The sequence below is a fragment of the Helicobacter sp. 12S02634-8 genome, assembly GCF_002272865.1.
Taxonomy (GTDB): domain Bacteria; phylum Campylobacterota; class Campylobacteria; order Campylobacterales; family Helicobacteraceae; genus Helicobacter_J.
The window spans coordinates 99,111-122,477 of the sequence record NZ_MLAP01000006.1; the positions used below are offsets into that span (position 1 = coordinate 99,111).

The window sequence follows — 23,367 nt, forward strand, 5'->3', positions numbered from 1 at the left end:
TATATTTTATTTTCACATTTTGTTTTTGTGGCCACTTCATTTTATCATCATCATAGCACGATGGTATCATCGCGCTCAGGGCCAGTGGAAATGATAGAAATACGCACACCAATGAGTTTTTGAATATCTAAAATATATTCTTTGGCCTCAAGGGGCAAATCATCAAAACACCGAATCCCTGCTGTTTTTTCCCAACCTTTATAGACCTTATAAACAGGCTCTACTCCCTCTAAATCACTAGGGATACTCTCAAGGACTTGCCCTTTGTATCGATAAGCTGTGCATACCTTGATGGTTTCAAGCCCATCTAAGACATCTAGCTTCATCAAGCTAAGCTCGGTGCAGCCATTGATTCTGCAAGCATATCGCACACTCAAGGCATCAAACCAACCACAACGTCTTGGGCGCCCTGTTGTGGTGCCAAATTCAAACCCTTGCTTGCGCAAAAACTCTCCATCTGCGCCAAAGTCTTCAGTAGGGAAGGGGCCATTGCCCACGCGGGTGCAGTAGGCTTTAGAAATACCAATGACTCTATCAATTTCCTTGGGCGAAAGACCACTCCCGCTGCACGCCCCAGAGGCCGTGGTTGTCGAGCTTGTGACAAATGGATAAGTCCCAAAATCAATATCAAGCATACTGCCTTGCGCTCCCTCTAGCAAGATCTTTTTACCCGCATCAACCTCTTTCCAAAGCAAACCTAGAGTATCTGTTACAAAGGGCAAAATCTTAGGGGCATATGCATACAAATAGCTTTCAATCTGCTCATAAGAGGGGAGGGCTATCTGATAAAGGTCTTGCAAATAAGCGATTTGTGCTAGATGGAGCTTTAGCTTTGATTTTAAAGCAGGAATATCTCTCAAATCGCCTATGCGGAATCCACTCCGACCGACCTTGTCTCCATAGCTAGGGCCGATCCCTTTGCCTGTTGTGCCGATGGCATTTTTTAGGGATTTTTCTTTGGCTTGATCGATGATTTGATGATAGGGCATGATGATATGTGCCTTATCGCTGATAAAAAGTCTGCCTTGCAAGCCCTCAAACTGCTCAATCTCTTTGCATAAAGCGTCTAAGGCGACCACCACGCCATTGCCAATGATATTTTTGCACTGAGGATACAAGACCCCAGAGGGCATGAGATGTAAGGCATATTTTTTGCCATCAACAACAATCGTATGCCCTGCGTTGTGCCCCCCTTGGTATCTGATGACATAATCATAATTGCAAGCAAGCCTATCAACAATCTTGCCTTTTCCCTCATCGCCCCATTGAATCCCCACTACAAGATCAGCCATCATATTCCTTTTAAGATATTTTTATCTGATGATCGATGACATCATCAACATAAATCCCAAAGCCACAAGATTCAATCCCCTCAATCGTGTATTTGCCCCCCAATAAAAAGGTATGATTGCCTGCAAACATACGAAACACCAAGTCATTATAATAATCCACAGGCGCAAAATCAAGAGGTGAAAAAATCATATTTTCATAATGGCAATAGCTCGCACACATCGCTAATGCACGCAACTGATCTTGCAAAAATTTTGGTGCAATGGGGATAAAACTCTCTAAATCAGCCTGCGTCTGGATTTTAAGCAAATCAGCGATATAGCTGCCTGAGGTCAAAATATCTTCAATCTGCATTTTTCTGAAAGCTTCCATCTCCACGCCCAAGTCCTCGGCACAAGCTTTGAGAATCTTGACATTTGAGATTTGTAAAATCGGCTTGAGTTCAAAACTCTGCATCATCATCGCTCCCAAGCGCAATATTTGCGGGAACGCATCAGACTCCAAGCACTCTGCACCAATCTGATAGATTTCATTAGTCGGATAGCTCAGCACAGGCTGGATATAAAACCATTTTTTCTGATCTGTGGTTCTGCCTAGGCGTTTGGTGATGATTCTGATTGCATCGATAGTTGTGTCATAGCGCAAGGATATTTGATGGTTGTTTTGTGAGCTCAAGCGAATAATACTGCGATTGGAAAAGTTTTTTTGGTGCTCAAGATAAACAAAAAAGGGCGTGAGGATTTCTTCATAGCCATTTTGGTAGAATATTTCACAAGCGAGATTTTCAATTTTGCGCTTTATCTTAGCCGAAAGACCAAAGTAAAGTTTTGTCCCCTGTGGGATTTCGTGTTCTAAAATCATATTTGTCCTATATAAAAAGAGAATTCACACTTTCATTGTGATAAATTCTTCTGATAACCTCTGCAAACAAGGGCGCTACACTCAAAACCATGATTTTAGAACACTGCTGTTTTAAGGGGATAGAATTACTCACAACAACTTCATCTAAAGCACTTTTTTCAATGCGCTCAATCGCTGGGCCACTCAGCACAGGGTGCGTCCCTAGGGCCATCACTGAATGTGCGCCTTTGGCTTTGAGCACATCTGCAGCCTTACACATTGTCCCTGCTGTATCGATCATATCATCGACTAAAATCACATCTTTCCCCTCCACATCACCGATGATATTCATCACCTCGCTGACATTGGCTTTTTCGCGCTTTTTATCCACAATCACAAGATCCATACCCAGTTGATTGGCAAAATATCTAGCCCTTGAAACCCCGCCAATATCAGGACTTGCGATAATGGGATTTTTGAATCGTTTAGAACGTACATAATCCCGAAAGACAATCGAACCATACAAATTATCGACAGGCACATCAAAAAAGCCCTGAATCTGCCCTGCGTGCAAATCCATTGTGATCACACGATTGATCCCTGCACTCTGCATTAAATTAGCCACGAGCTTTGCTGTGATAGGCACTCTGGGTGCGGCCTTTCGGTCTTGTCTGGCATAGCCAAAATAAGGAATCACTGCATTGATAGAATTAGCCGAGCTGCGCCTAAGCGCATCGGTCATGATTAAAAGCTCCATCAAAGTGTCATTAGCAGGGGCGCAAGTGGGCTGTATGATAAAGACATCTTTCCCGCGCACAGATTCGCTGATTTGCACATTGATCTCCCCATCACTGAAGCGATTGACCATTGCTTTTGATACCACAGCGTCCAAGTGCTTTGCTAGCTCTTTGCCAAACTCTAGGTGCGCACTTCCAGTAAAAATCTTGAATCCTCGCATTTTGCCCCAATCCTCAAACAAATTTTAGTTTATGTGAGTAGGATTATAAAGGATAAGAGTTAAAGGCTTACTTAGAAAGTAAAAATCTTTTAGAGGGCAAAAAACTTACGCTTCCTTTTGCCCCCACCATCTCTCTCCCTCTATTTATTCCCCCCCCCCCTCTATCGCTTGTGCTCTTGTGCTTATAAAAAATCTTTTAGAATAAATATGCTATAGTTTTTGAAAATCAGGGTTTTAAAACAGGTCGCTGCGATGAGAATAATTTGTGTGTGCCTATTCTTTTGTGTTTTTTATTTGGAATTGTATGCAGAAAATTCCCCGCTTGCTTATAGCCTGCCTACTCCAAAGACGATTACAATTCATGCAGCGTGGGAGAGGGTTTTAAGCAATAATGAGGGTATCAAATCTGAAGAGTTTGGTGTGCAAAAAGCCCAAAAACTCAGTCTAGCTAGCAAGCTTTCGTTTTTACCGAGTGTAGATCTTAGCGGCTTTTATGTCCATATGTCTACTCCCATTTCAATGCAACTCATACAAGACAAAAGCGCACTCGCACAGATGTCTGCTCTGCCGATACCGGGTCTTTCAGGGCTTTTGAATACTTTGGGCTCTCCGATTGCCCTCTCCAAGCAAGATATTGTATTGGGAGCTTTGAATATTATTTATCCATTGTATGTGGGTGGGGCAAGAATTTATGCGAGCAAAATCGCTTCTTTGGCTGCTAAAGACGCTGCTGAAGCGCTCAGACTCAAAAAGCTAGCTACTTTTGAAGAGCTCATACGCGTGTATTATGGTGTGGTGCTCAATCATGAGATTTTAGAAGTCCTCCAAAAGATCCAAAAAGGGCACTATACGCATTATCAAAACGCTATCAAAATGCATAAAGCAGGGCAGATTGCTAAAATCGAAGTTTTGGGCGCTCAAGTTGCTTATGATCGAGCTAAAAACAAGACCATACAAGCAGAAAATTCCCTAGAAATCGCCCAACTAGCACTCAATACCATCCTCACATCGCCCAGTAATCTCACGCCCAGCTCACAACTCATCGCACACACAGATAAACCCCTTTTGGGAGTGGAATTTTTTGTCCAAGAAACTCTGTCATCTTATCCCATACTCAAGACACTTGAAAATCAATCCTTAAGTGCCAAAGAGCTCAAAAAGCTCACAATCAGCAAGTTCCTCCCTCAAGTGGGGCTTTTTGGGTCTTATTTGATGAAGGGGCAAGATACAATCCTCAATCAAATGATCCCTAATTGGTATGTTGGAGTCGGCGCAAGACTCCCGCTCATCACTCCAGAAGGACGGATCCAAAAATACCAAGCAGCCAAACTCACCGAACTCCAGCTAGCAGCCAAAAAAACGCAGGCAAGGCAAGATATGGAGCTTTTGGTTAAAAAGACCTACAAGCAAGTTGTTGCAATGGCTCAAGAATATGCGAGCTTGGATTCAAGTATTGCGCTTGCTAAAGAAAATCTCAAGCTCCAAGAGCAAGCCTTCAAGCAAGGTATGGCAACAAGCACGCAAGTTGTGGATGCTAGAAATGCTCTTTTGGGGGTCATGATGGAGCAAAAAACGATCGGGTATGCCTATATCACATCATTAGCAAGTCTAACGGCCTTGAGTGGGCGCTTGGATTTGTTTTTTGAATACCAACATTAAAGAAATTCAAAAACAGGAGAACCTTGAGATGAGAAAAAATCTACAAATAGCCCTAATCATCGTGCTTGTAATGGGGATTGTGGTGTGGTTATCGATGGTATTTATCAAAGCTTATAGTCCCAAACCTCAAGTCCTCCAAGGGCAGATGGACGCAAGGGAATATAGTGTGAGCTCTAAACTTGCAGGCAGAATCGATCAAGTCTTTGTCAAAAAGGGTCAATGGGTCAAAAAAGGCGAGCTGATCTATACAATCAAAAGCCCTGAGCTTTCTGCCAAACTCACGCAAGCCCAAGCAAGCTATCAAGCCGCTAAAGCTATCAGTGATGGGGCTAAAAAGGGTTCAAGAACAGAAACAATCATCTCTGCTAGAGATTTATGGCACGCTTCTAAGGCGATGGCAGACCTCGCAGAAAAGACCTATAAAAGGATACAAGGGCTTTATGATAATGGCGTAGCGAGCTTGCAAAAACGCGATGAGGCATATGCTGCTTTTAAAAGCGCAAAATACAATGAAAATACAGCCTATCAGCAATACAAAATCGCACTAGATGGGGCAAGTGATGAAACCAAAAAGGCTGCAGCAGAAAAAGAGAGGGCTGCCCTTGGGCAAGTGAGCGAGGTGGAGGCATATGTCAAGGACATCAAGGCCTTTTCACCCATCGATGGAGAAGTGAGTAATATTTTGCTTTATAGTGGGGAGTTGAGCCCTGCGGGTTTTCCTGTGGTGTTGGTTATGGATACACAGCAAATGTGGCTTAAAATCAGCGTGCCTGAAGTTTATTTGAGTGATTTTGAGGTGGGGAAGAGCTTTTGGGGTTATGTCCCTGCGTTGAAGAAAAAGATCCAATTCAAGGTCGATTATGTATCGGTGATGGGGGATTTTGCGACTTGGAAGGCAACTTCGAGCACACAAGATTATGACAAAAAAAGCTTTGAAATCCAAGCGAGCCCTATGGACTCTACAGCGGGCTTGAGAGTGGGAATGAGTGTGCTTGTGACACTGCTATGATGAAAACTCTCAGACATACCATCAGCTTTTTTAAATTTTTCAAGCCATATCTATTTTTTCTCACGATTAGCTTGGTTTTGCCCTTGCTTTTAGGAGCAGTGGTGTATAGTATCTTTCAAGCTTCGCTTCCAAGGGAGCTGCCTATTGGGCTCATCGATAAGGATCAGAGCACTTTATCGCTAGAAGTGGGATTTGACCTTGAAGCGACTTCGGTGCTGCATATCAGCAAAAGGTATCAGAATTTGCAGCAAGCAAAAGATGATTTGAGTGTGGGAAACATCTATGGTCTTGTCTTGATCCCTGAGGGCTTTGAACGCAATGTAAGGCTTGGTCGGGGCTCTGAAATCCCTTTGTATTATAATGCGCAGTTTGTGTTGATCGGCAAGGCAATCAATGGGGCTTTTTCACAAGTGATTGCTGCGCTCAATGCTAAGGTCGGTGTTTTGAGGGGTTTGGTGGAGAGCAAGGTTTTTGCAGCTTCCCTCCCTCAAGCCCTCCCTATCAAGCTCAATTTCCACGCACTCTATAATCCCAACAACAACTACGCACAATTTTTATTGACCTTAATTTTGCCTTGTATCTGGCAGATACTCACAGCCCTAGGTATGCTCAATCTCTTAGACAAGCCATCAAAATTTAAATCTAATAGCCAAGCCCTTGGTGTCAATGTGGCGATTTTTGCGTGTTGGGGGGTGGTGATGTTGTGGTTTTTTCAAGGCTTGGGCTACCCGATGGAGGGAAGTTATAGTATTTTATTTTTGGGTGTTTTGGTGCTAGCAGCAAGTATCAGTGGGATTGTGCTTTGTATCCAAGCAGTTTTAAAAGATAGTGCCAAAAGTATCGGTGTCATCGCTGCTTACACAGCACCAAGTCTGGCTTTTGCTGGGATCACATACCCTCAAAATGCGATGGATAGTTTTGCATTATTTTGGAGCCATATTTTGCCGATTTCTTATTTCATGGAACTATATTTGCAGCAGGCAAATTATGGGCTTGATATAGCTGAGAGTCTAAAAACTCTCGCACAAATGCTGCCATTTTTGCTCTTTTGCCCTCTGGGCTTGCTGATTGGCACAGTGCGGGTGGGTGATGGGATTTTTTAGAGTGCTTTGGGAGGAGCTATATGCGATATGCACGCAAACTGCTGTTGTATTTGTCGTGGTGGTGGGCTCGCTTTTATACGCCTTTTTATACCCCGCTCCTTATCAAAATGACATTGTAGTTTCTCAAAAAATCGCTGTAGTCGATGGGGACAATACTTCTTTATCCAGAGAGCTAGCCTTTTTGGTCAATGCAAGCGCGCAAACAGATGTCGCCTATAGGCTCACTGCGATAAAAACTGCTAAAAAGCTCCTAGAACAAGGCAAAATTTATGGGATATTGCAAATCCCTGAGGGCTTCCAATCCAAGATATATAAAGGCATGATTGCTCCGATTGATTATTTTGGTAATGCTTCATACTTTTTGATCTATGGTGCAGGGCTCTCTGGCGTGGTCGGTGCGAGCGATGCGCTCTCAAATGCTATCAAATCCATGCGGGATTTAAGAGCGCAGAGCCAGTCTTTTGCGCCCAATTTAATTCAAGCCGATCCTATCGCACTTTTCAACCCCAATGAGGGCTATATCAACTACGCCCTAGCAGCAATTTTAGTTTTTATCTTGCACCAGACAATGATTGCAGGGGCAGGGATATTGGGCGCTTTGCAGAATCAAAAAAATAGCTTAGGGATTAGAGGGTATTGGAATCAAGTGGGCGCATGCAAGCTAGTTTTAGCAAGAATATGCGCTTTTTCGCTGATTTATGTGGTGTTTTTTCTGTTTTATTTTGGATTTTTATTCCAAATGTATGGTATCCATATCCATTCTGATATAATCTCATTTTGGTCTTTGGGTTTGATGTTTATTTTTTGCTGTGCTAGCTTTGGTGTGCTTTTGGGTGTGGTTATCAAACGCCCTGCCTTACCCACACAGATTATTTTGATTTCTTCTTTGCCTTTGGTGTTTATGATGGGATTTGTATGGCCAAAAGAGCTGCTGCCAAGCTATATCCTTGCTTTTGTGCAGTTTATCCCTGCCTTCCATGGGATCAATGCAATGATTGCACTCAATCAAATGGGTGCTTCTTTGGGGTGCGTGATGGGGCATTTTTATTGGCTGTTGGGCTTGTTTATAGGGGCTGTGGTCTTGAGTGTGTGGGTGATAAGAAACAAAAGAAAATGAGGCATTTGATGGAGAAAAATCAGGTTTTAAAAGCCCTAAAAGACGCCTTTCCTCATACGATACCGATTATGTTGGGGTATCTTTTGATGGGAATGGCCTTTGGTGTGCTGTTAGAAAAAAATGGTTATGGCTATATTTGGGCTTTTTTTATGGCAGTTTTTATCTATGCAGGGGCGACGCAATTTGTGGCCGTGGGCTTGCTGGCTGTGGGGGCTGGGCTGTGGAGCGTGTTTGTGGTGTCTTTGATGGTCAATGCTAGGCAGGTGTTTTATGGTATTGGTATGTTGGGGAAGTTTGATAAAATGGGTAAAAAGCTCCCTTATATGATCCACTCTCTCACCGATGAAACTTTCGCGCTTTTGAGCCTGAAAAAGCCCTCTTCAGGGGTTGATGAGGGATATTTTATGTTTTTTATCGCGCTATTGAACCATATCTATTGGGTGATTGGCTGCGTGGGTGGTGCGTTGATTGGGGCTAGGGTGGGTTTTGATGCTCGGGGGATTGATTTTGTCATGACAGCTATTTTTATTGTGATTTTTATCGATCAATGGAAGCACGCACCCAAACACACGCCCGCTATGATCGGTATTGCAGTGAGTCTTTTGTGTTTGGTGGTTTTTGGGAGTGCGCATTTTTTGCTCCCTGCATTGATGATAATGACGGGGCTTTTGGGATTGTTAAAAAACACATTGGAGTGAGTGATGTTGGATGCAGTGATGATTTTAGTGGTCGTGATGGGAGTGACGATTTTTGCCCGCGCCTTGCCTTTTATGATTTTTAATTCCAAGCATAAAGCACCTGATTTTTTGCTCTATCTAGGAAAGGTCTTGCCTACTGCGATTGTGGGTATGCTGATTGTGTATTGCTTCAAAAATACAGACCTCACAAGCACACCTTATGGGCTCAATGAGCTTTTGGGGCTGATTTGTGTGGTGGGTATGCAGTGTGTATTCAAGATTTCTATTTTGAGTATCCTATCAGGCACAATATTATATATGTATCTGTTGCAAAGCGCTGTGCTTGAAAAGATATTTTAAAGGCTATTAAAATGATTATTAATCGTTATTGGCTTTTGGGACTTTAAAAAGGGGAGGGCTTGATAGGGGCTTTAGAGGGCTTGCCCCTCTCCCTCTATTTTTTTGTTTTCTATTTTCTATTTTTTATTTTAGAGCAAATAGGGGGTTAAGCTAGGGCGTATTTGTAATAAGCTGCGCAAGCTCCCTCAGAGCTAACCATACAGCTACCTAATGGATTGGTGGGCGTGCAGGCCTTACCAAAGACTTTGCAGTCAAAAGGCTTGGCAATACCTTTGAGTATATCGCCACAACGGCAGGCTTTGTTGTCTTTGATAGGGGTTTTGGTGAGTATAGAATCAAAGATTAATTCAGCATCCAAATGGGCATAGGCATTTTTGAGTTTGAGCGCAGAATCAGGGATCTCTCCGAGCCCTCGCCACTCAAAGCTCTCTCTTGTTTGCATTGTTTGCGCGACCATTTCTTGGGCTTTGAGATTGCCCTCCATACTCACAAGGCGCGTGTATTGAATTTCTAGCTTGGGCTGGGCATTGAGAAATTGATGGACTAGTCTTAAGATACTTTCCATCATATCCACAGGCTCAAAGCCGCTCACAACAATAGGGATATTGTATCGCTCCAAAAGAGGGCGATAAATCTTTGCCCCTGCAATCACGCTTACATGCGAGGGGGCGATGAGGGCGTTGATTTGAGAGTCTTTGGCTGAGAGTATCGCTTCTAGGGGTGGGGGGACTAGGACATGGTTGATATGGAAAAAAAGATTTTTGATCCCCTCATTGATGGTTCTTTGGATCAAAGAGGCTGTCATTGGGGTGGTGGTTTCAAAGCCGATAGCAAAATAAACGACCTTTTTATCGGGGTGGGATTTGGCAATTTGGATAGCTTCTAGGGGGGAGTAGATGAAGCGCGCATCGCAGCCTTGGGAGCGAGCGTGCTGCAAGCTGCCTTTGCTACCGGGGACTTTGAGCATATCCCCTAAGGTGAGTAAGATTGTATCAGGTGCTAGAGCGATGTCATAGGCTTGGTCGATACGATTTTTAGGCATCACACACACAGGGCAGCCTGGCCCGTGTATGAACTCAATATTTTCGGGTAAAAGATGATTGAGGGCATATTTCATCAATGTATGGGTATGCCCCCCACAGACTTCCATCACACGGATTTTTTCTGTGAGCTTGGCTGCGTTTTCTTTGATTTCTTTGGCTAGGGCTAAGATTGTGTCTTTGTCACGAAATGCATTGATGAATAACGCATCATTGATAGGGCGTTGTATGGACTTGGTGGGTGGATTGGTGTTGTGTGTTGGTGGTGTTGGATTCATGAGTGATACTCGCTAGCTTGGTCATCTGCTTCCATCGCTGCAATCATTTGTTCATAGAGCTTGATGGATTCTAGCGCACTGCTTGCATCGATTTTACTCACGATATAACCGATATGCAAAAGCACATATTCACCGATAGCGACTTCTTCGCCCATCAGATCAAGGCTAGCTTGGCGCTGCACGCCCATTGTTTCTAAGGTAGCAGAGTTGGTGGTTTTATCAATAGCGATAATTTTAGAGGGGATTGCAAGACACATTATTTTTTCCTTTTTAAAAAGAATGCTTGGAATGATACCCTTGTTTTTTCTTGTTTGCAATAAAATCTTTGAGTGTTTCTAAACTTTTTTTATCCTTAGAGCTTGTCAGCAGCAAGGGGACATTGGGCTTTAGCTTTTGCATATCTTCTTGGACTTGCTGGATACGAAAGCCAAAGTAATCGATCATATCAGCCTTAGAGATCACAACAGCATCAGCGCATAAAAACATCGTGGGATATTTGAGGACTTTATCATCTCCCTCAGGCACAGAAAGCAAGATCATATTGAGATCAGCACCCAAATCATAGCTAGCAGGGCAGACAAGATTGCCTACATTTTCTATCATCAAATATTCCACTCCCTCCAACGCCCCATCGGCTTTGAGTTTATGGTAAGCGCGCTCGACCATCGCAGCTTCTAAATGGCAGGCTTCACCTGTGGCGATTTGTTCTGCAGCGACGCCTTTTTGCTTGAGGCGATCGGCATCTCTGTTGGTCTGTAAATCGCCCTCTACAACGCAAAATTTAAAGTCTTCAAATGCTGCTAACTGCTCTAAAAGCGTGGTCTTTCCACTCCCAGGAGAGCTCATGAGATTGATAGTATAGAGTCCATCTTGTGCGTATTGTGTGCGGAGTTCTTGGGCTTTGAGGTCGTTTTTGCTAAGGATTTTCTCGACAATAGCGACCTCTTTTTTGCTCAAATTGGGATTGTTATGCAGGGAATTTTCTCGGGAGTTCATCAATATTCCTTATAGTTATGGTGTTTGGGGGCATTATACTTTTGGTGGTTAAATATTTGACTATGTTTGCATGACTAAGAGCGCAAATCGCCCCGTAAGCCCATCGCGGCGATAAGAAAAAAGATCTTTAGAACAACAAGAGCAAGCAGGGTGGATCTGGATATGCTCTGGTGGGATTTTCAGCGCTGATAGCTGGAGGGATAAAAGGGCGATGAGGTCAAGATGTGGATTTTGGGTATTTGTATGGACTATAGTATTTGGGGGAGCTTGCAGCGCATAGCTTGGGAAGTCTTTAGCTAGCTTGGGACTGATGGCATAGCAGCATTTACGGATTGAGGGGCCAATGAAGATTAAGAGGTCTTTGGCTGCGCTGTGATAGGTGTTTAGAAGCTTTGTGATTGTTTTTGTGAGGATTGCGTTGCAAACACCTGCGCGCCCTGCGTGGATCAGGGCAAATATCTTTTGGCGGGGGTTATAGACTAAGATAGGATTGCAATCAGCGACCATCACCATACAAGCGATATGTTTTTGCGCGCAAATGAGGGCATCGCCTGAGCCAATCAGACCATCTAAAGGGAGGCTAGAGAGGTCATTGAACTCGATGATATGATCGCTATGGGTTTGGTTGAGCCAAAGTAGGGGGCTTTGTGGGAAAAGGGCATTGCAGAGTTTGGTGCGATTTGATGTGACAGATGTGGGAGAATCGTGGGTATGGTAGGCAAGATTGAGGCTATCATAGGGCTTTGGGCTATGGCCGCCATAGCGTGAACTGACATAAAAAGTAATAGGCAGATCCGAAAACAAGGGGCTTTGAGCACTGGAGTAGAAAATCATCTCTGTGGAGTGGGTGTTTGAGGGCATGAATCTGTCCTTTTGGGGTGGGTGGATTGATGTGAGTCAAAACATTGGGTCAATTTTAACACTAAAATCTAAAGTGCAAATCACTAAAAGGAGAGTTTTTGAAAACGAGCAAGCCAAAAACTACATCTTTTCTTGTCGTTTTGGCAGTTTTTGTAGTGGTGGCTGGATTGGGAGGAGGGATATATACCTTTTATAATGCTAAAGGTTTTTCTTATCTGAGTAACCAATCGAGTGCCTGCAACAATTGCCATGTGATGAACGAGGTGTATGATGATTGGAATAAGAGTTCTCATAAGGAAGTCGCAACTTGCAGTGATTGCCATCTGCCCCATGAGTTGATACCTAAATGGATAGCCAAAGCCCAAAGTGGCATAGGACACGCCTATGCTTTTACTTTTGACAAAAATTTGCCTATGCATTTTAGTGCTACTAAAAAGACTCAAGAGATTGTGCAAGAAAACTGTATCCGCTGCCATTTGCCGTATGTAAAAAATGTCGTAAATCCCACTTTAAGACCTGAACACCAAGACCAGTCGCTCAAATGCGTTTCTTGCCATCAGGGTGTGGGGCATTCACGTGGATTCTAAGCTTAGGAGGAGATAATGAATAACAAGATTTTATGGGCTGTTATCATAGCAGTCGTCGTGGTAGGGGGAAGTGTGTTTTGGCTCAATTGGGATATTAGCCAAAAGAAAAGTGAAACTTCAGGTATCCAAGCTAACGCACAGATGCACTTGAGTGATGATGATCCTAGATTTGATAGTTGGGGGAAATATTTCCCTGATTATTTGGATATGTATCTGAGTGTGGAAAAGCAAACGCCAAAGCCCACTGACTTTGGAGGGAATCTCTCTTATAGCAAGCTGATCCGTTACCCCCAGCTAGCAGTGATGTGGGCGGGGTATGCTTTTAGCGCTGATTTCAACGAAGAGAGAGGGCATTTTTATGCACAAAATGACCAGATGAGCACAGGGCGCAATCATAAAGATTTCTTGAACTCTTGGGGTCTTAAAGCATTTGGTGGTCAGCCTGCTGCGTGTATGAACTGCCATAGTGGTTGGGTGCCTTGGCTGTATAAAAATGTCGCTAAAGGTGATTTTGTCGCTTTCAATACAACAAAATACTGGACAATGATTAAAAATGTGCCACTCAAAGATGGTGTTGCCCCTGATAGTGAGGCGCATAGAGGGCTGCACGGAGGGACAAGAATGGGGATCACTTGCGCTGACTGCCACAATCCTGATGATATGAGCTTGCGTATCACGCGGCCTGCAGCGATTAAGGCAATGATAGCGCGTGGTTATCAGAGCGATCCAATCGCAGGTATCAAAGCCAGCAGGCAAGAAATGCGCACTCTAGTGTGCTCACAATGCCATGTAGAGTATTATTTCCGTCCCACAGGCCAAAAGGTCACTGTGATGGGCGAGTCTATCTCTAAAGATCCCAAGGCAAAATGGTGGGATGGCAAGCAAAAAACCTATGATGAAATCGATATTTGGCGCTCAGGCAATCAGCCCATAGAAATGCAAGCCAATGGGATTGAACTTGTCTTCCCTTGGTCAGAGTGGAAAAAAGACAAGCCCTTTAGGATTGAAATGCTTGATGTGTATTATGATAAAAACCGATCCGTTTTTGCTGATGATTGGATCCATAAAGACACAAAAGCCCCGATGTTAAAAATGCAACACCCTGAATCTGAAATGTATAGTGGTGGGGTGCACGCTGCTAATGGTGTGAGCTGTGCTGATTGCCATATGCCTTATATCCGCAATGGATCTAAGAAAATGTCCCAGCATAATGTGGTATCTCCACTCGATGATATCAACAGCTCTTGCAAAAGCTGCCATACACAATCTGAGAGCTATTTACGCAATCAAGTTGCTAGTATCCAAGAGTCTGTGGCCTTTGATTTACGGAGTGCAGAATATGCGATTGTGAGCTTGATTGTTGATATCAAATACATGCGCGAACAACTCGGCAAAATGCCTGCTTATCAATCTGATGGCAAGCCCGATGATACAAAGATTTCTAAAGCCCTCTCTCCGATACTAGAACTGCACCGCAAGTCACAAATGCGTGCTGATTTTGTTGGCGCTGAAAACTCAGGGGGCTTCCATAATCCCAAAGAAGCAGCTAGGGCATTGTTGCAAGCTGTAGAAATGGCTAAAAAGGCTCAAGTGTTACTCTCTGAAGTCGCTAGCGCTAATCATATTAGTTTCAAAGCTTCTGATTTGGGCTTTGAAGATATGCAGCGCTTCAATCCCGGAGAGCTCAAATGGAAAGCTGATGTCAATGGGCATAAAAAAGGCGATCGTTTCTATGAAGAAAAAGATGTCAATATCGCCCCTCCCAAAGATCTCATTGAACTTGATAAACAAACCAATCCCTTTGATTATCAAGCCTTGGATAAAAAAATCACCACACATTAAATACAATCCTCTCTTTTAAAGGGAGGATTTCTCTACTTCTGCTATAATCTCTTTAACCAAAATTTCAAGGGTATGTTTATGCTGAATAAAAAGATAATGATTGTTTTGCTCGCACTAGGGGCTTTGGTGATTATCGCACTTTTGGGCGTGAGCTATCAGCTTAGCTCTAAAATCAGAGCCGAGCTAGAACTCACGCTCAACGACCATCTCTCCCAAGCTGTCAATACATACACACAAAGGGGCTTAAATATATCATATGCACCTTTTGTATGCTTAGGCATGAGTAGTTATCAATGTATCAGCAAGCACATCACTCTCATCGATAGCCATACAGGCGAGGAAGTAGCCAAGGTAGCAGGGCTTGCATTGCATATTGATGAGATACAAACAGGCTCAATGCAAATCTCTTTAGGGGCAGATCATCTCTCTTTTAGCGGGATACAAAAGGCGATTCAAGAGAGCAAGAACCAAGAATTGCTTGATTTATACACAGTGCTTATGCCTGAGTCTTTTGTCTGCCACGAAAAAGACATCGTTTCTGACAAACACAGCGGTGCAGTTTCTTCCCAGCGCCAATGCACCTTTAAAGCCCAAGGTATCCAATACCGCTATAGCTTTGATGGACGGGTTAAAAGCCCTGATTTTGCTGATAAAACGATTTTAAATGCGATGATTTCATATTATGGCAGCTTGAGTTTATTAGATAAGCTCAGCAGTGGAGAGCTCCAAGCTGATTTTGCTATCGATCATATAGCCTTTGTCCTCACATCTTCTCATCTCAAAGACACGCTCTATCCGATACTAGAAGCCGACTATCGCCAACACCACCCCAAAACAAAAATACCATTTGATACAAAAGCCTATCATCAGGCCTTAGAAAATATCAGAGGGTTTATTGACTTTGGTCTGACCTTTAGTGGGCTTGGAGTCGGGCCATATGCATATGGTTTGCAGCAATTTTTTGATGGGATTGTTGCGATGGCAGAAGGTGAAGTGTCTGAAGTATCAATACAACTCATACCTAAGAATAACCCAGCCCCTTATTTTTCCCTCACTCCTGATACCATCAGCAATCTCACCAAGCTAGGGACACAGCAGCGATTGCTTGCAAAGGTTTTTAATCATTATAATCTCCAAGTTAGCACCCAAGCACTTAAAGCCCCAGATAAGCCCGCTAAGCCCTCCAAATCAGATAAATCAGATACTACGCACTGATATGGCGATATGACACAAAGCAAATAGCAATCATAAAAATAGTAAGCTAGATCGATGGAACCAGATAAAAACACAAAAAAAGGCAAAAAAGGTTTTGAACGCGTAGTCGCAGCGTTTTTTTATTCCAAAGATGGGCTGAGCGCAGCTTGGAGAGAGGAAGCAGCGTTCAGGCAGGTCTTGATATTGGCTATTTTGTGTGGAATCGCAGCAATTTTTGTGGGCAGATCGTGGGTAGAGTGGGTCTTGCTTGTTTTGCCTTGTGTGCTTTCTGTTTTGGTGGAGCTCATCAATAGCGCGATTGAAAATGCTATCGATTTTACTAGCACAAACCTCCACCCCCTAGCCAAAAAGGCTAAAGATATGGGGAGTGCAGCCCAGTTGGTGGCGTTGGTCTTTTGGGTGGGCGTGTGGATTGGCTTTTTGTGGTGGAGGTATGTGTAGTTTGCTCCACCCTTTAAGCAAAAATAAGCTAAAATGCAATGATAATTAGAATATTTTGGAGCGATAATGGATAATTTGTTGGACAATACGAGTGTTGTAGATGTGAAGATTGATGATTCCATCAAGGAAAGTTATCTTGATTATTCGATGAGTGTCATCATCGGGAGAGCGCTCCCTGATGCTAAAGACGGGCTTAAGCCTGTGCATCGCAGGATTTTATATGCAATGAGTGAGCTAGGATTGACCTCTAGGGTAGCGTATAAAAAAAGCGCAAGAATTGTCGGAGATGTCATCGGTAAATACCACCCTCACGGCGATATAGCCGTTTATGATGCGTTAGTGCGCTTAGCACAAGACTTTTCTATGCGCCTTGAGCTTGTCGATGGGCAAGGGAACTTTGGGTCTATCGATGGGGACAATGCTGCTGCTATGCGATACACCGAAGCGAGAATGACACAAGCTAGCGAGGAGATACTCAGAGATATTGACAAAGATACCGTGGATTTTATCCCTAATTATGATGACACACTCAAAGAACCCGATGTGCTGCCTAGCAGGATACCCAATCTCTTAGTCAATGGCTCAAGTGGGATTGCTGTGGGTATGGCGACTTCTATCCCGCCCCATCGTATCGATGAAATCATTGACGCGCTCATTTGTGTGCTGGATAATCCCGAGGCTTCTTTAGAAGACTTGATGGATTGCGTGCAAGGGCCAGATTTCCCTACAGGAGGGATTATCTATGGCAAGCAAGGGATTATTGACGCTTATAAAACAGGCAGAGGGCGTATCCGAGTGCGCGCAAAAGTGCATATCGAAAAGACCAAGACAAAAGATGTCATTATCATCGATGAAGTCCCCTATCAGACCAACAAAGCCAAGCTAGTCGAACAAATCAGTGAGCTCGCTAAGGACAAAATCATTGAAGGCATTGCTGAAGTCAGAGATGAATCCGATCGCGAGGGGATTCGGGTCGTTATCGAGCTGAAAAAAGAAGCGATGAGTGAGATTGTGCTCAACCATCTGTATAAATCCACCACAATGGAAAATACTTTTGGCATTATCTTGCTAGCTATCAACAACAAAGAACCCAAAATATTCACACTCAAAGAACTCTTGCAGCTTTTCCTCGCACACCGCAAGACCGTTGTGATCCGGCGCACGATATTTGAACTTGAAAAAGCAAAGGCTAGAGCGCATATCTTAGAGGGACTCAAGATTGCCCTAGACCATATCGAAGAAGTCATCAAGCTAATTCGCGCGAGCAAAGACACCGAAGAGGCTAAAAACGGCTTAATGCAGAGCTTTGGACTCTCAGAACTCCAAAGCAAAGCCATCTTAGAAATGCGTTTGCAGCGACTCACAGGGCTAGAGAGGGATAAAATTGAGCAAGAATATACCCAACTGCTTGCATTGATCGATTCACTCAATGCAATCCTTAGGAGCGAAGAAACGCTCAATGCTATCATCAAAGAAGAGTTATTAGAAGTCAAGGACAAATTCAGCTCACCAAGAAAAACACAAATCGAAGATGATTATGATGCGATTGATATTGAAGATCTGATTCCCAATGAACCTGTGGTGGTGACAATGAGCCATCGCGGCTATGTCAAGCGCGTGCAGCTTAAAATCTATGAAAAGCAAAATCGCGGGGGCAAGGGCAAAATTTCAGGCAATACCCACGAAGATGATTTCATTGAATCATTTTTTGTTGCCAATACCCACGATACGATTATGTTTGTGACTGATAAAGGACAGCTCTATTGGCTCAAGGTCTATAAAATACCTGAAGCAGGCAGAACAGCGATTGGAAAAGCTGTTGTCAATCTCATCAACCTCCAGCCTGAAGAACGTATTATGGCGACAATCACGACTACAGATTTCAATAGCGATAAATCTTTGGTATTTTTTACCAAAAATGGTATTGTCAAGCGCACCAATTTAAATGAATACAGCAATATCAGAAGCGTGGGCGTTCGCGCTATCAATCTTGATGAGGGCGATGCGTTAGTGACTGCTAAAATCATTGACAAAGGCGTTCAAGAGCTATTCATCGCTACTTATCAAGGAATGTGTATCCGATTTAATGTCAATGATGTGCGTGAGATTGGGCGCGTGAGCCGAGGGGTCACGGGTATTCGTTTCAAAGCCAATGAAGACTTTGTCATCGGGGCTACAACCATCACAGGCGACACAGACAAGCTCTTAACCGTGAGCCAAAAAGGTATCGGCAAGCAAACCCTCGCAGGGGCTTATCGCTTGCAGACTCGAGGAGGGAAAGGCGTGATTGCTATGAAGCTCACGCCCAAAACAGGCAAACTCGTGAGCGTAGTCAATGTCGATGATGAAAATATGGACTTGATGGTGCTTACCACCAATGGCAAAATGATTCGTGTTGCTATTGAAGCGATCAAAGAAGCAGGCAGGAATACAAGCGGGGTAAAAATTATCGATGTTGCTGACCAAAAGGTCGCTTATGTGAGCCGCTGCCCCAAAGAAGATATACCCGATGGAGAGGAAAGCGACACTCTGGAGAGCGAGTGAGATTTAAGATTTTATTTTTTGGGATAGTTTGCAGCGTGCTCTTTTTAGGGGCTTATGATTTCCAAACTTGGAAAAACCCTCCACCTGCTCTTCTCCCCCAGCCTTTCCCTCACATAGAGTTGCGCCAAGAAGCCAGCAATGAAGCGAGCAATACACAAACGATAGCACCTTTTTTATTCCCTTTTGATTTTTTTCCCTTAGGGCAGACTCTTGATTCTCAAGCTCTCCTGCCCTCTAACAACGCAGCGCACCCTCCCTTGGGCTTGCTTTTAGGCCCACCTCAGATATTGCCACAAGTTTTGCCAAACGCATGGGAGCTGCCAAGTGGATTTTGGGAAAAAGATGGCATTGCAAAAAAAGAATTTTTGATTTCTTATCGCTTGTATGTCCAAGATGGCATTGCCAAAGGCGATAGTTATGGTATCTCTGAGCCCATCAGGAGTTATGTAGATTCTGGGAGGTATGTGCTTGATTATGTGTGCCGCATTGATACGCATATCGGGGATATTTTGGGCGATGATAATGCCAAAGGCGCCCTCAAAATGATTTTAGAAAAAGAAAAAGATAAAGTGCTGCTTTGTTTGTATAAAAGCGGTGTGCGTATCAATGATGACACTGCAAGCAATGGCACACAAATACAGACAAAAACGCTTTTGAGCTTGCCTGCGCGCGCTGTGGAGACGTATTTAGACAATAGTTTTTTGATTTTAGAAGTTTATAAGGAGAAGAGATGAAGGTGGCTATTATCGAAGATGATATCAATATGCGTAAAGGTTTGGAGATATTTTTTAGCGAAAATAAAGACCTTGAAATCGTGAGTTTTAAGAACCCAAAAGACGCACTCAAAGCACTTGATGAGAGTTTTGATTGTATCATCACAGACATCAATATGCCCCAAATGGACGGGCTAGAGTTTCTAAGAGTCTTGCAAGGGCGCTATGAAGCGATTGTCATCACAGGAAATGCGACCTTAAACAAGGCGATCGAATCGATTCGTCTGGGAGTCAAAGACTTTTTTCAAAAACCTTTTGAACCCGAACTTTTGCTTGAGGCCATCTATCGCACCAAAAAATTCATACAATTCCAAAAAATGCGCCCCAAAACCCCCCCATCTAAGTCCAAAACCCAAGCCCAAGCACCCCATCGTTTCATCGCCACTTCTCCTGCCCTCTCTCTTGCCCAAAAGACTGCAAAAAAAGTCGCTGCCACAGATGCGAGCGTGCTGCTTTTGGGTCCAAGTGGTGTAGGCAAAGAAGTATTTGCGCATTTTATCCATCAAAATTCTATGCGTGCGCAAGCCCCTTTTATCGCTATCAATATGGCTGCGATCCCCGAACATTTGCTAGAATCAGAGCTTTTTGGCTATGAAAAAGGTGCTTTTACAGACGCGACCACGGCCAAAGCAGGGCTTTTTGAGAGCGCCCATCAAGGGAGTATATTTTTAGATGAAATCGCTGAAATGCCCTTTGGTCTTCAAAGCAAGCTGCTCCGAGCGATCCAAGAAAAAGAAATCACGCGCCTTGGGAGCAATAAAACAATCAAAATCGATGTCCGTTTCATCTCTGCGACTAATGCTAATTTAGAAAGCAAAGTCCAAAACAAGGAGTTTAGAGAGGATTTATTCTTTCGCCTCCAAACAATCCCTATCCACATCCCCGCACTCAAAGACCGCAAAGAAGAGATACTGCCCCTAGCGCAATGGAAACTACAATGCACGTTAGAGCAATACGGCTTTGGACCAAAGGTTTTTTCAGAAGAGGCAAAGGCAAAAATGCTCGATTATGAGTGGTATGGCAATGTCAGAGAACTGCTTGCAGTGGTGGAGCGCGCGACGATTTTGAGCGAGGGAGGGCGCATTGAAGAAAAAGATTTATTTTTACAAGGCCGCAGCCCTAAAGAAAAGACTTCTAAAATCGCTGAGCTTGAATCTGCGCTTATCTACGAGGTGTGCGCTTCTTGTGGAGGGGATTTAGAGAAGAGCGCAGCTGTGCTAGGAATGGCACTTGAAGTATTGAAACACAAAATCGCCAAATACAATCTAAACATTTAAGAGATGGGGAGAATTTATCAAGGATTAAACAAAACTATAGTGAATCTGTGCTATGATAGAACTTTTGTAAGTATTTTGGAGCAAAGGCTGCAACGATATGAGGGTTTTGAGTCAAAATAGATATGAAAATTTTGATGGGAAAAAGGTAATTTTTATATGTCAGAAGTGATTGGTATTTTGTGCAATGATGAGGTCTTTGATACGCAAACTGCCCAAGCTGATGGGATTGTGGGCAAAGAAATCTATTTTGATAATTCCAAAGAAGCCTTGAGTATTATCCGACATTCTTGCGCACATCTTTTAGCACAAGCGATCAAAGAGCTGTATGCAGATGCGAAATTTTTTGTCGGTCCTGTGGTAGATGAGGGATTTTATTATGATTTCAAGACAGCGCATAAAATCAGCCAAGAAGATCTCGGGACTATCGAAAAAAAGATGAAAGAGATCGCCAAAAGGGGCTTGCCGATTTTAAAGCAGACCTTAAGTCGCACGCAAGCTATGAGTAAATTTCAAGATGATGAACTCAAGCAAGCTGTGATGAGTAAGATAGAAGGTGATAGCTTTGGCGTGTATTGTCAAGGGGATTTTGAAGATCTCTGCAGAGGCCCCCATCTCCCAAATACGAAGTTTTTACATAGTTTCAAGCTCACAAAACTAGCAGGGGCTTATCTCGGAGGCGATGAAAACGCAGAAATGCTCACACGCATTTATGGGATTGCCTTTGCTGATAAAGAAAGCTTGAATACCTATTTGCACCAAATCGAAGAAGCCAAAAAACGCGACCATCGCAAAATAGGGCTTGAAATGGAACTTTTTAGCTTTGATGAAGAGATCGGCGCAGGACTCCCTATCTGGCTACCCAAGGGAGCAAGGCTTCGTCGGAGGATCGAAGAGCTCTTGACCCAAGCACTCATTATCCGAGAATACGAGCCTGTGCGGGGTCCTGAGATTTTAAAAAGCAGCGTTTGGAAAGTGAGCGGGCATTATGACAACTACAAAGAAAATATGTATTTTACAGAGATCGATGGCGTAGAATATGGTATCAAGCCGATGAATTGCGTGGGGCATATCAAAGTCTATCAAAGCTCTTTGAGAAGCTATCGTGAATTGCCTTTGCGCTTTTATGAATACGGCATTGTGCATAGGCACGAAAAAAGTGGCGTGTTGCACGGACTTTTGCGCGTGCGGGAGTTTACTCAAGATGATGCGCATATCTTTTGCCGACCCGATCAAATCGAGAGCGAAGTGAGTCAAATCATTGATTTCACGCATAAAATCATGAGCGCATTTGGCTTTACCTATGAAATGGAACTCTCCACACGCCCCTCTCAATCCATCGGGAGCGATGCTGTATGGCATATGGCTACAGAAGCACTCAAAAAGGCATTAGAAAGCCGCCATATCCAATACCGCACCGATGAGGGTGGGGGCGCTTTTTATGGCCCTAAGATTGATATCAAAATCACCGATGCCCTCGGCAGAAAATGGCAGTGTGGGACTGTGCAGATTGATATGAATCTCCCCGAGCGCTTTGGACTCCAATATACTGATGGGGACAATACTTTTGCACAGCCCGTGATGATACATCGTGCGATTTTGGGCTCTTTTGAACGATTCATAGCGATACTCACAGAGCATTTTGGCGGGGAGTTTCCGTTTTTTATCGCTCCAACACAAGTGGTTTTGATCCCCATTGCAGAGGGGCAGATCGCCTATGCTGATGGGATCAGAAAGGCTTTATTGACCCTAGGGGCGTATGCAGAGGTGATGGATAAAAATGAAACCCTCAACAAAAGAATTCGCAACGCTGAAAAACAACGTGTGCCATTAGTGGCTATTATCGGCGAAAAGGAAGTCGCCAATCAAACGCTATCTATCCGAGATAGAAGGCTAAAAACACAATATGAATTAAAACAAGAGGAGTTTTTTGATATGGTAGAAACCAAAATAAAAGAGGTTCGTTTTTGAGTAAAGAAGAAGTATTGTTGAACGAAGAGATTGATTTCTCAGAGGTAAGGTGTATCGGAGATGATGGGGAAGTATTTGGGATCATTTCTTCAGCCCAAGCGCAAAAAATTGCAAACTCTAAAGGCTTAGACCTAGTCTTGCTCTCGCCTAATGCCACCCCACCAGTGTGCAAGGTGATGGACTATGGCAAGTATCGCTATCAGGCCGAAAAAAAGCTCAAAGAAGCAAAGAAAAAGCAAAAGCAAATCGAAATCAAAGAAATCAAACTATCCACGCAGATAGCCCAAAACGACATCAACTACAAAGTCAAGCACGCCAGAGAATTTATCCAAGAGGGCAAGCACGTCAAGTTCAAAGTCGTCTTAAAAGGGCGCGAAAACAACGACCCCAAGGCAGGATTAGCGATATTAGAACGCGTGTGTGCGATGGTCGAAGATATTGCTGCGTCTGAAAAAGAACCCAAAACCGAGGGCAGATATGTATCGTGGCTTTTTGTGCCAAAGAAAAAATAATTTTATCTTATGAAAGGAGA

22 protein-coding genes are annotated in these 23,367 nt (G+C 43.6%); 15 read left to right on the forward strand and 7 right to left on the reverse strand.

Features of this window, described 5'->3' with window-relative positions:
- Positions 1 to 50: 50 nt before the first annotated feature.
- From BKH46_RS05280 to BKH46_RS05290, 3 genes are read right to left on the reverse strand one after another with little or no spacing between them, the layout of a single operon-like run.
- A complete protein-coding gene (locus BKH46_RS05280) occupies positions 51 to 1,292 on the reverse strand; it encodes an adenylosuccinate synthase (protein WP_095225791.1) in 1,242 nt (413 codons plus the stop codon).
- A 10-nt stretch (positions 1,293 to 1,302) separates the two neighbouring features.
- A complete protein-coding gene (locus BKH46_RS05285; protein ID WP_095225792.1) occupies positions 1,303 to 2,151 on the reverse strand; it encodes an ATP phosphoribosyltransferase regulatory subunit in 849 nt (282 codons plus the stop codon).
- 7 nt (positions 2,152 to 2,158) lie between these two features.
- On the reverse strand, positions 2,159 to 3,088 hold the full coding sequence (locus BKH46_RS05290; RefSeq protein ID WP_095225793.1) for a ribose-phosphate pyrophosphokinase: 930 nt from the start codon (positions 3,086 to 3,088) through the stop codon (positions 2,159 to 2,161).
- Between the two features lie 252 nt (positions 3,089 to 3,340).
- Between BKH46_RS05290 and BKH46_RS05295 the strand changes: the two genes are divergently transcribed.
- Genes BKH46_RS05295 through BKH46_RS05320 form a run of 6 tightly spaced genes read left to right on the forward strand, consistent with a single transcriptional unit; the run spans position 3,341 to position 9,013 of the window.
- The gene (locus tag BKH46_RS05295; protein WP_095225794.1) at positions 3,341 to 4,747 is read left to right on the forward strand and encodes a TolC family protein; all 1,407 of its coding nucleotides are present in this window, start codon (positions 3,341 to 3,343) and stop codon (positions 4,745 to 4,747) included.
- A gap of 28 nt (positions 4,748 to 4,775) precedes the next feature.
- Positions 4,776 to 5,756, forward strand: coding sequence for an efflux RND transporter periplasmic adaptor subunit (locus tag BKH46_RS05300; RefSeq protein ID WP_095225832.1), 981 nt, complete (start codon positions 4,776 to 4,778; stop codon positions 5,754 to 5,756).
- A complete protein-coding gene (locus BKH46_RS05305) occupies positions 5,756 to 6,859 on the forward strand; it encodes an ABC transporter permease (protein WP_095225795.1) in 1,104 nt (367 codons plus the stop codon). The genes BKH46_RS05300 and BKH46_RS05305 overlap by 1 nt, the downstream gene beginning before the upstream one ends.
- Positions 6,846 to 7,976, forward strand: a complete 1,131-nt coding sequence (locus BKH46_RS05310) for an ABC transporter permease (RefSeq protein WP_095225796.1) — start codon at positions 6,846 to 6,848, stop codon at positions 7,974 to 7,976. Before BKH46_RS05305 ends, BKH46_RS05310 begins: the two co-directional genes overlap by 14 nt.
- Positions 7,977 to 7,984: 8 nt before the next feature.
- Positions 7,985 to 8,674: an AzlC family ABC transporter permease gene (locus BKH46_RS05315; protein ID WP_095225797.1), complete on the forward strand. Its 690-nt coding sequence runs from the start codon at positions 7,985 to 7,987 to the stop codon at positions 8,672 to 8,674.
- Positions 8,675 to 8,677: 3 nt separating this feature from the next.
- The gene (locus tag BKH46_RS05320; RefSeq protein ID WP_095225798.1) at positions 8,678 to 9,013 is read left to right on the forward strand and encodes an AzlD domain-containing protein; all 336 of its coding nucleotides are present in this window, start codon (positions 8,678 to 8,680) and stop codon (positions 9,011 to 9,013) included.
- 145 nt (positions 9,014 to 9,158) lie between these two features.
- Here the strand turns inward: BKH46_RS05320 and hypD are convergent, their stop codons facing one another.
- Genes hypD through pgeF form a run of 4 tightly spaced genes read right to left on the reverse strand, consistent with a single transcriptional unit; the run spans position 9,159 to position 12,188 of the window.
- Entirely contained in the window at positions 9,159 to 10,331 is a 1,173-nt protein-coding gene (hypD, locus tag BKH46_RS05325) for a hydrogenase formation protein HypD (RefSeq protein ID WP_095225799.1), read from the reverse strand.
- Complete coding sequence (locus BKH46_RS05330; protein ID WP_095225800.1) at positions 10,328 to 10,588, reverse strand: HypC/HybG/HupF family hydrogenase formation chaperone; 261 nt, start codon at positions 10,586 to 10,588, stop codon at positions 10,328 to 10,330. The genes hypD and BKH46_RS05330 overlap by 4 nt, the downstream gene beginning before the upstream one ends.
- Before the next feature lie 13 nt (positions 10,589 to 10,601).
- Entirely contained in the window at positions 10,602 to 11,330 is a 729-nt protein-coding gene (gene hypB, locus BKH46_RS05335; protein ID WP_095225801.1) for a hydrogenase nickel incorporation protein HypB, read from the reverse strand.
- Between the two features lie 57 nt (positions 11,331 to 11,387).
- Positions 11,388 to 12,188 (reverse strand): peptidoglycan editing factor PgeF, encoded by an 801-nt coding sequence (pgeF, locus tag BKH46_RS05340; protein WP_095225802.1) that lies wholly within the window; start codon positions 12,186 to 12,188, stop codon positions 11,388 to 11,390.
- A 98-nt stretch (positions 12,189 to 12,286) separates the two neighbouring features.
- Between pgeF and nrfH the strand changes: the two genes are divergently transcribed.
- The 9 genes from nrfH (at position 12,287) to infC (ending at position 23,347) form a co-directional block, all read left to right on the forward strand.
- Entirely contained in the window at positions 12,287 to 12,775 is a 489-nt protein-coding gene (nrfH, locus tag BKH46_RS05345) for a cytochrome c nitrite reductase small subunit (protein WP_095225803.1), read from the forward strand.
- Positions 12,776 to 12,790: 15 nt separating this feature from the next.
- Positions 12,791 to 14,617 carry an ammonia-forming cytochrome c nitrite reductase subunit c552 gene (locus tag BKH46_RS05350; protein WP_095225804.1) on the forward strand — a complete coding sequence of 609 codons (1,827 nt, stop codon included), beginning with the start codon at positions 12,791 to 12,793 and terminating at the stop codon, positions 14,615 to 14,617.
- Between the two features lie 78 nt (positions 14,618 to 14,695).
- Complete coding sequence (locus tag BKH46_RS05355) at positions 14,696 to 15,832, forward strand: hypothetical protein (RefSeq protein ID WP_095225805.1); 1,137 nt, start codon at positions 14,696 to 14,698, stop codon at positions 15,830 to 15,832.
- Positions 15,833 to 15,886: 54 nt separating this feature from the next.
- Positions 15,887 to 16,273: a diacylglycerol kinase gene (locus BKH46_RS05360; RefSeq protein ID WP_095225806.1), complete on the forward strand. Its 387-nt coding sequence runs from the start codon at positions 15,887 to 15,889 to the stop codon at positions 16,271 to 16,273.
- 66 nt (positions 16,274 to 16,339) lie between these two features.
- Positions 16,340 to 18,817 carry a DNA topoisomerase (ATP-hydrolyzing) subunit A gene (gyrA, locus tag BKH46_RS05365; RefSeq protein WP_095225807.1) on the forward strand — a complete coding sequence of 826 codons (2,478 nt, stop codon included), beginning with the start codon at positions 16,340 to 16,342 and terminating at the stop codon, positions 18,815 to 18,817.
- Positions 18,814 to 19,551: a hypothetical protein gene (locus tag BKH46_RS05370; protein ID WP_095225808.1), complete on the forward strand. Its 738-nt coding sequence runs from the start codon at positions 18,814 to 18,816 to the stop codon at positions 19,549 to 19,551. The genes gyrA and BKH46_RS05370 overlap by 4 nt, the downstream gene beginning before the upstream one ends.
- A complete protein-coding gene (locus BKH46_RS05375; protein WP_095225809.1) occupies positions 19,548 to 20,867 on the forward strand; it encodes a sigma-54 dependent transcriptional regulator in 1,320 nt (439 codons plus the stop codon). Before BKH46_RS05370 ends, BKH46_RS05375 begins: the two co-directional genes overlap by 4 nt.
- A gap of 156 nt (positions 20,868 to 21,023) precedes the next feature.
- Positions 21,024 to 22,835 (forward strand): threonine--tRNA ligase, encoded by a 1,812-nt coding sequence (gene thrS, locus BKH46_RS05380; RefSeq protein ID WP_095225810.1) that lies wholly within the window; start codon positions 21,024 to 21,026, stop codon positions 22,833 to 22,835.
- Positions 22,832 to 23,347, forward strand: coding sequence for a translation initiation factor IF-3 (infC, locus tag BKH46_RS05385; protein WP_095225811.1), 516 nt, complete (start codon positions 22,832 to 22,834; stop codon positions 23,345 to 23,347). The genes thrS and infC overlap by 4 nt, the downstream gene beginning before the upstream one ends.
- Positions 23,348 to 23,367 lie beyond the last annotated feature (20 nt).

What these genes read in the sequence shown, in the direction of transcription:
- BKH46_RS05330 (WP_095225800.1), bottom strand. Translation starts at nt 10,588, where the DNA reads ATGTGTCTTGCAATCCCCTCTAAAATTATCGCTATTGATAAAACCACC.
- BKH46_RS05350 (WP_095225804.1), top strand. Translation starts at nt 12,791, where the DNA reads ATGAATAACAAGATTTTATGGGCTGTTATCATAGCAGTCGTCGTGGTA.
- BKH46_RS05290 (WP_095225793.1), bottom strand. Translation starts at nt 3,088, where the DNA reads ATGCGAGGATTCAAGATTTTTACTGGAAGTGCGCACCTAGAGTTTGGC.
- BKH46_RS05310 (WP_095225796.1), top strand. Translation starts at nt 6,846, where the DNA reads ATGGGATTTTTTAGAGTGCTTTGGGAGGAGCTATATGCGATATGCACG.
- thrS (WP_095225810.1), top strand. Translation starts at nt 21,024, where the DNA reads ATGTCAGAAGTGATTGGTATTTTGTGCAATGATGAGGTCTTTGATACG.
- BKH46_RS05360 (WP_095225806.1), top strand. Translation starts at nt 15,887, where the DNA reads ATGGAACCAGATAAAAACACAAAAAAAGGCAAAAAAGGTTTTGAACGC.
- BKH46_RS05355 (WP_095225805.1), top strand. Translation starts at nt 14,696, where the DNA reads ATGCTGAATAAAAAGATAATGATTGTTTTGCTCGCACTAGGGGCTTTG.
- BKH46_RS05315 (WP_095225797.1), top strand. Translation starts at nt 7,985, where the DNA reads ATGGAGAAAAATCAGGTTTTAAAAGCCCTAAAAGACGCCTTTCCTCAT.
- BKH46_RS05305 (WP_095225795.1), top strand. Translation starts at nt 5,756, where the DNA reads ATGAAAACTCTCAGACATACCATCAGCTTTTTTAAATTTTTCAAGCCA.
- gyrA (WP_095225807.1), top strand. Translation starts at nt 16,340, where the DNA reads ATGGATAATTTGTTGGACAATACGAGTGTTGTAGATGTGAAGATTGAT.
- pgeF (WP_095225802.1), bottom strand. Translation starts at nt 12,188, where the DNA reads ATGCCCTCAAACACCCACTCCACAGAGATGATTTTCTACTCCAGTGCT.
- BKH46_RS05375 (WP_095225809.1), top strand. Translation starts at nt 19,548, where the DNA reads ATGAAGGTGGCTATTATCGAAGATGATATCAATATGCGTAAAGGTTTG.
- BKH46_RS05300 (WP_095225832.1), top strand. Translation starts at nt 4,776, where the DNA reads ATGAGAAAAAATCTACAAATAGCCCTAATCATCGTGCTTGTAATGGGG.
- BKH46_RS05295 (WP_095225794.1), top strand. Translation starts at nt 3,341, where the DNA reads ATGAGAATAATTTGTGTGTGCCTATTCTTTTGTGTTTTTTATTTGGAA.
- BKH46_RS05285 (WP_095225792.1), bottom strand. Translation starts at nt 2,151, where the DNA reads ATGATTTTAGAACACGAAATCCCACAGGGGACAAAACTTTACTTTGGT.
- BKH46_RS05280 (WP_095225791.1), bottom strand. Translation starts at nt 1,292, where the DNA reads ATGGCTGATCTTGTAGTGGGGATTCAATGGGGCGATGAGGGAAAAGGC.
- BKH46_RS05320 (WP_095225798.1), top strand. Translation starts at nt 8,678, where the DNA reads ATGTTGGATGCAGTGATGATTTTAGTGGTCGTGATGGGAGTGACGATT.
- hypD (WP_095225799.1), bottom strand. Translation starts at nt 10,331, where the DNA reads ATGAATCCAACACCACCAACACACAACACCAATCCACCCACCAAGTCC.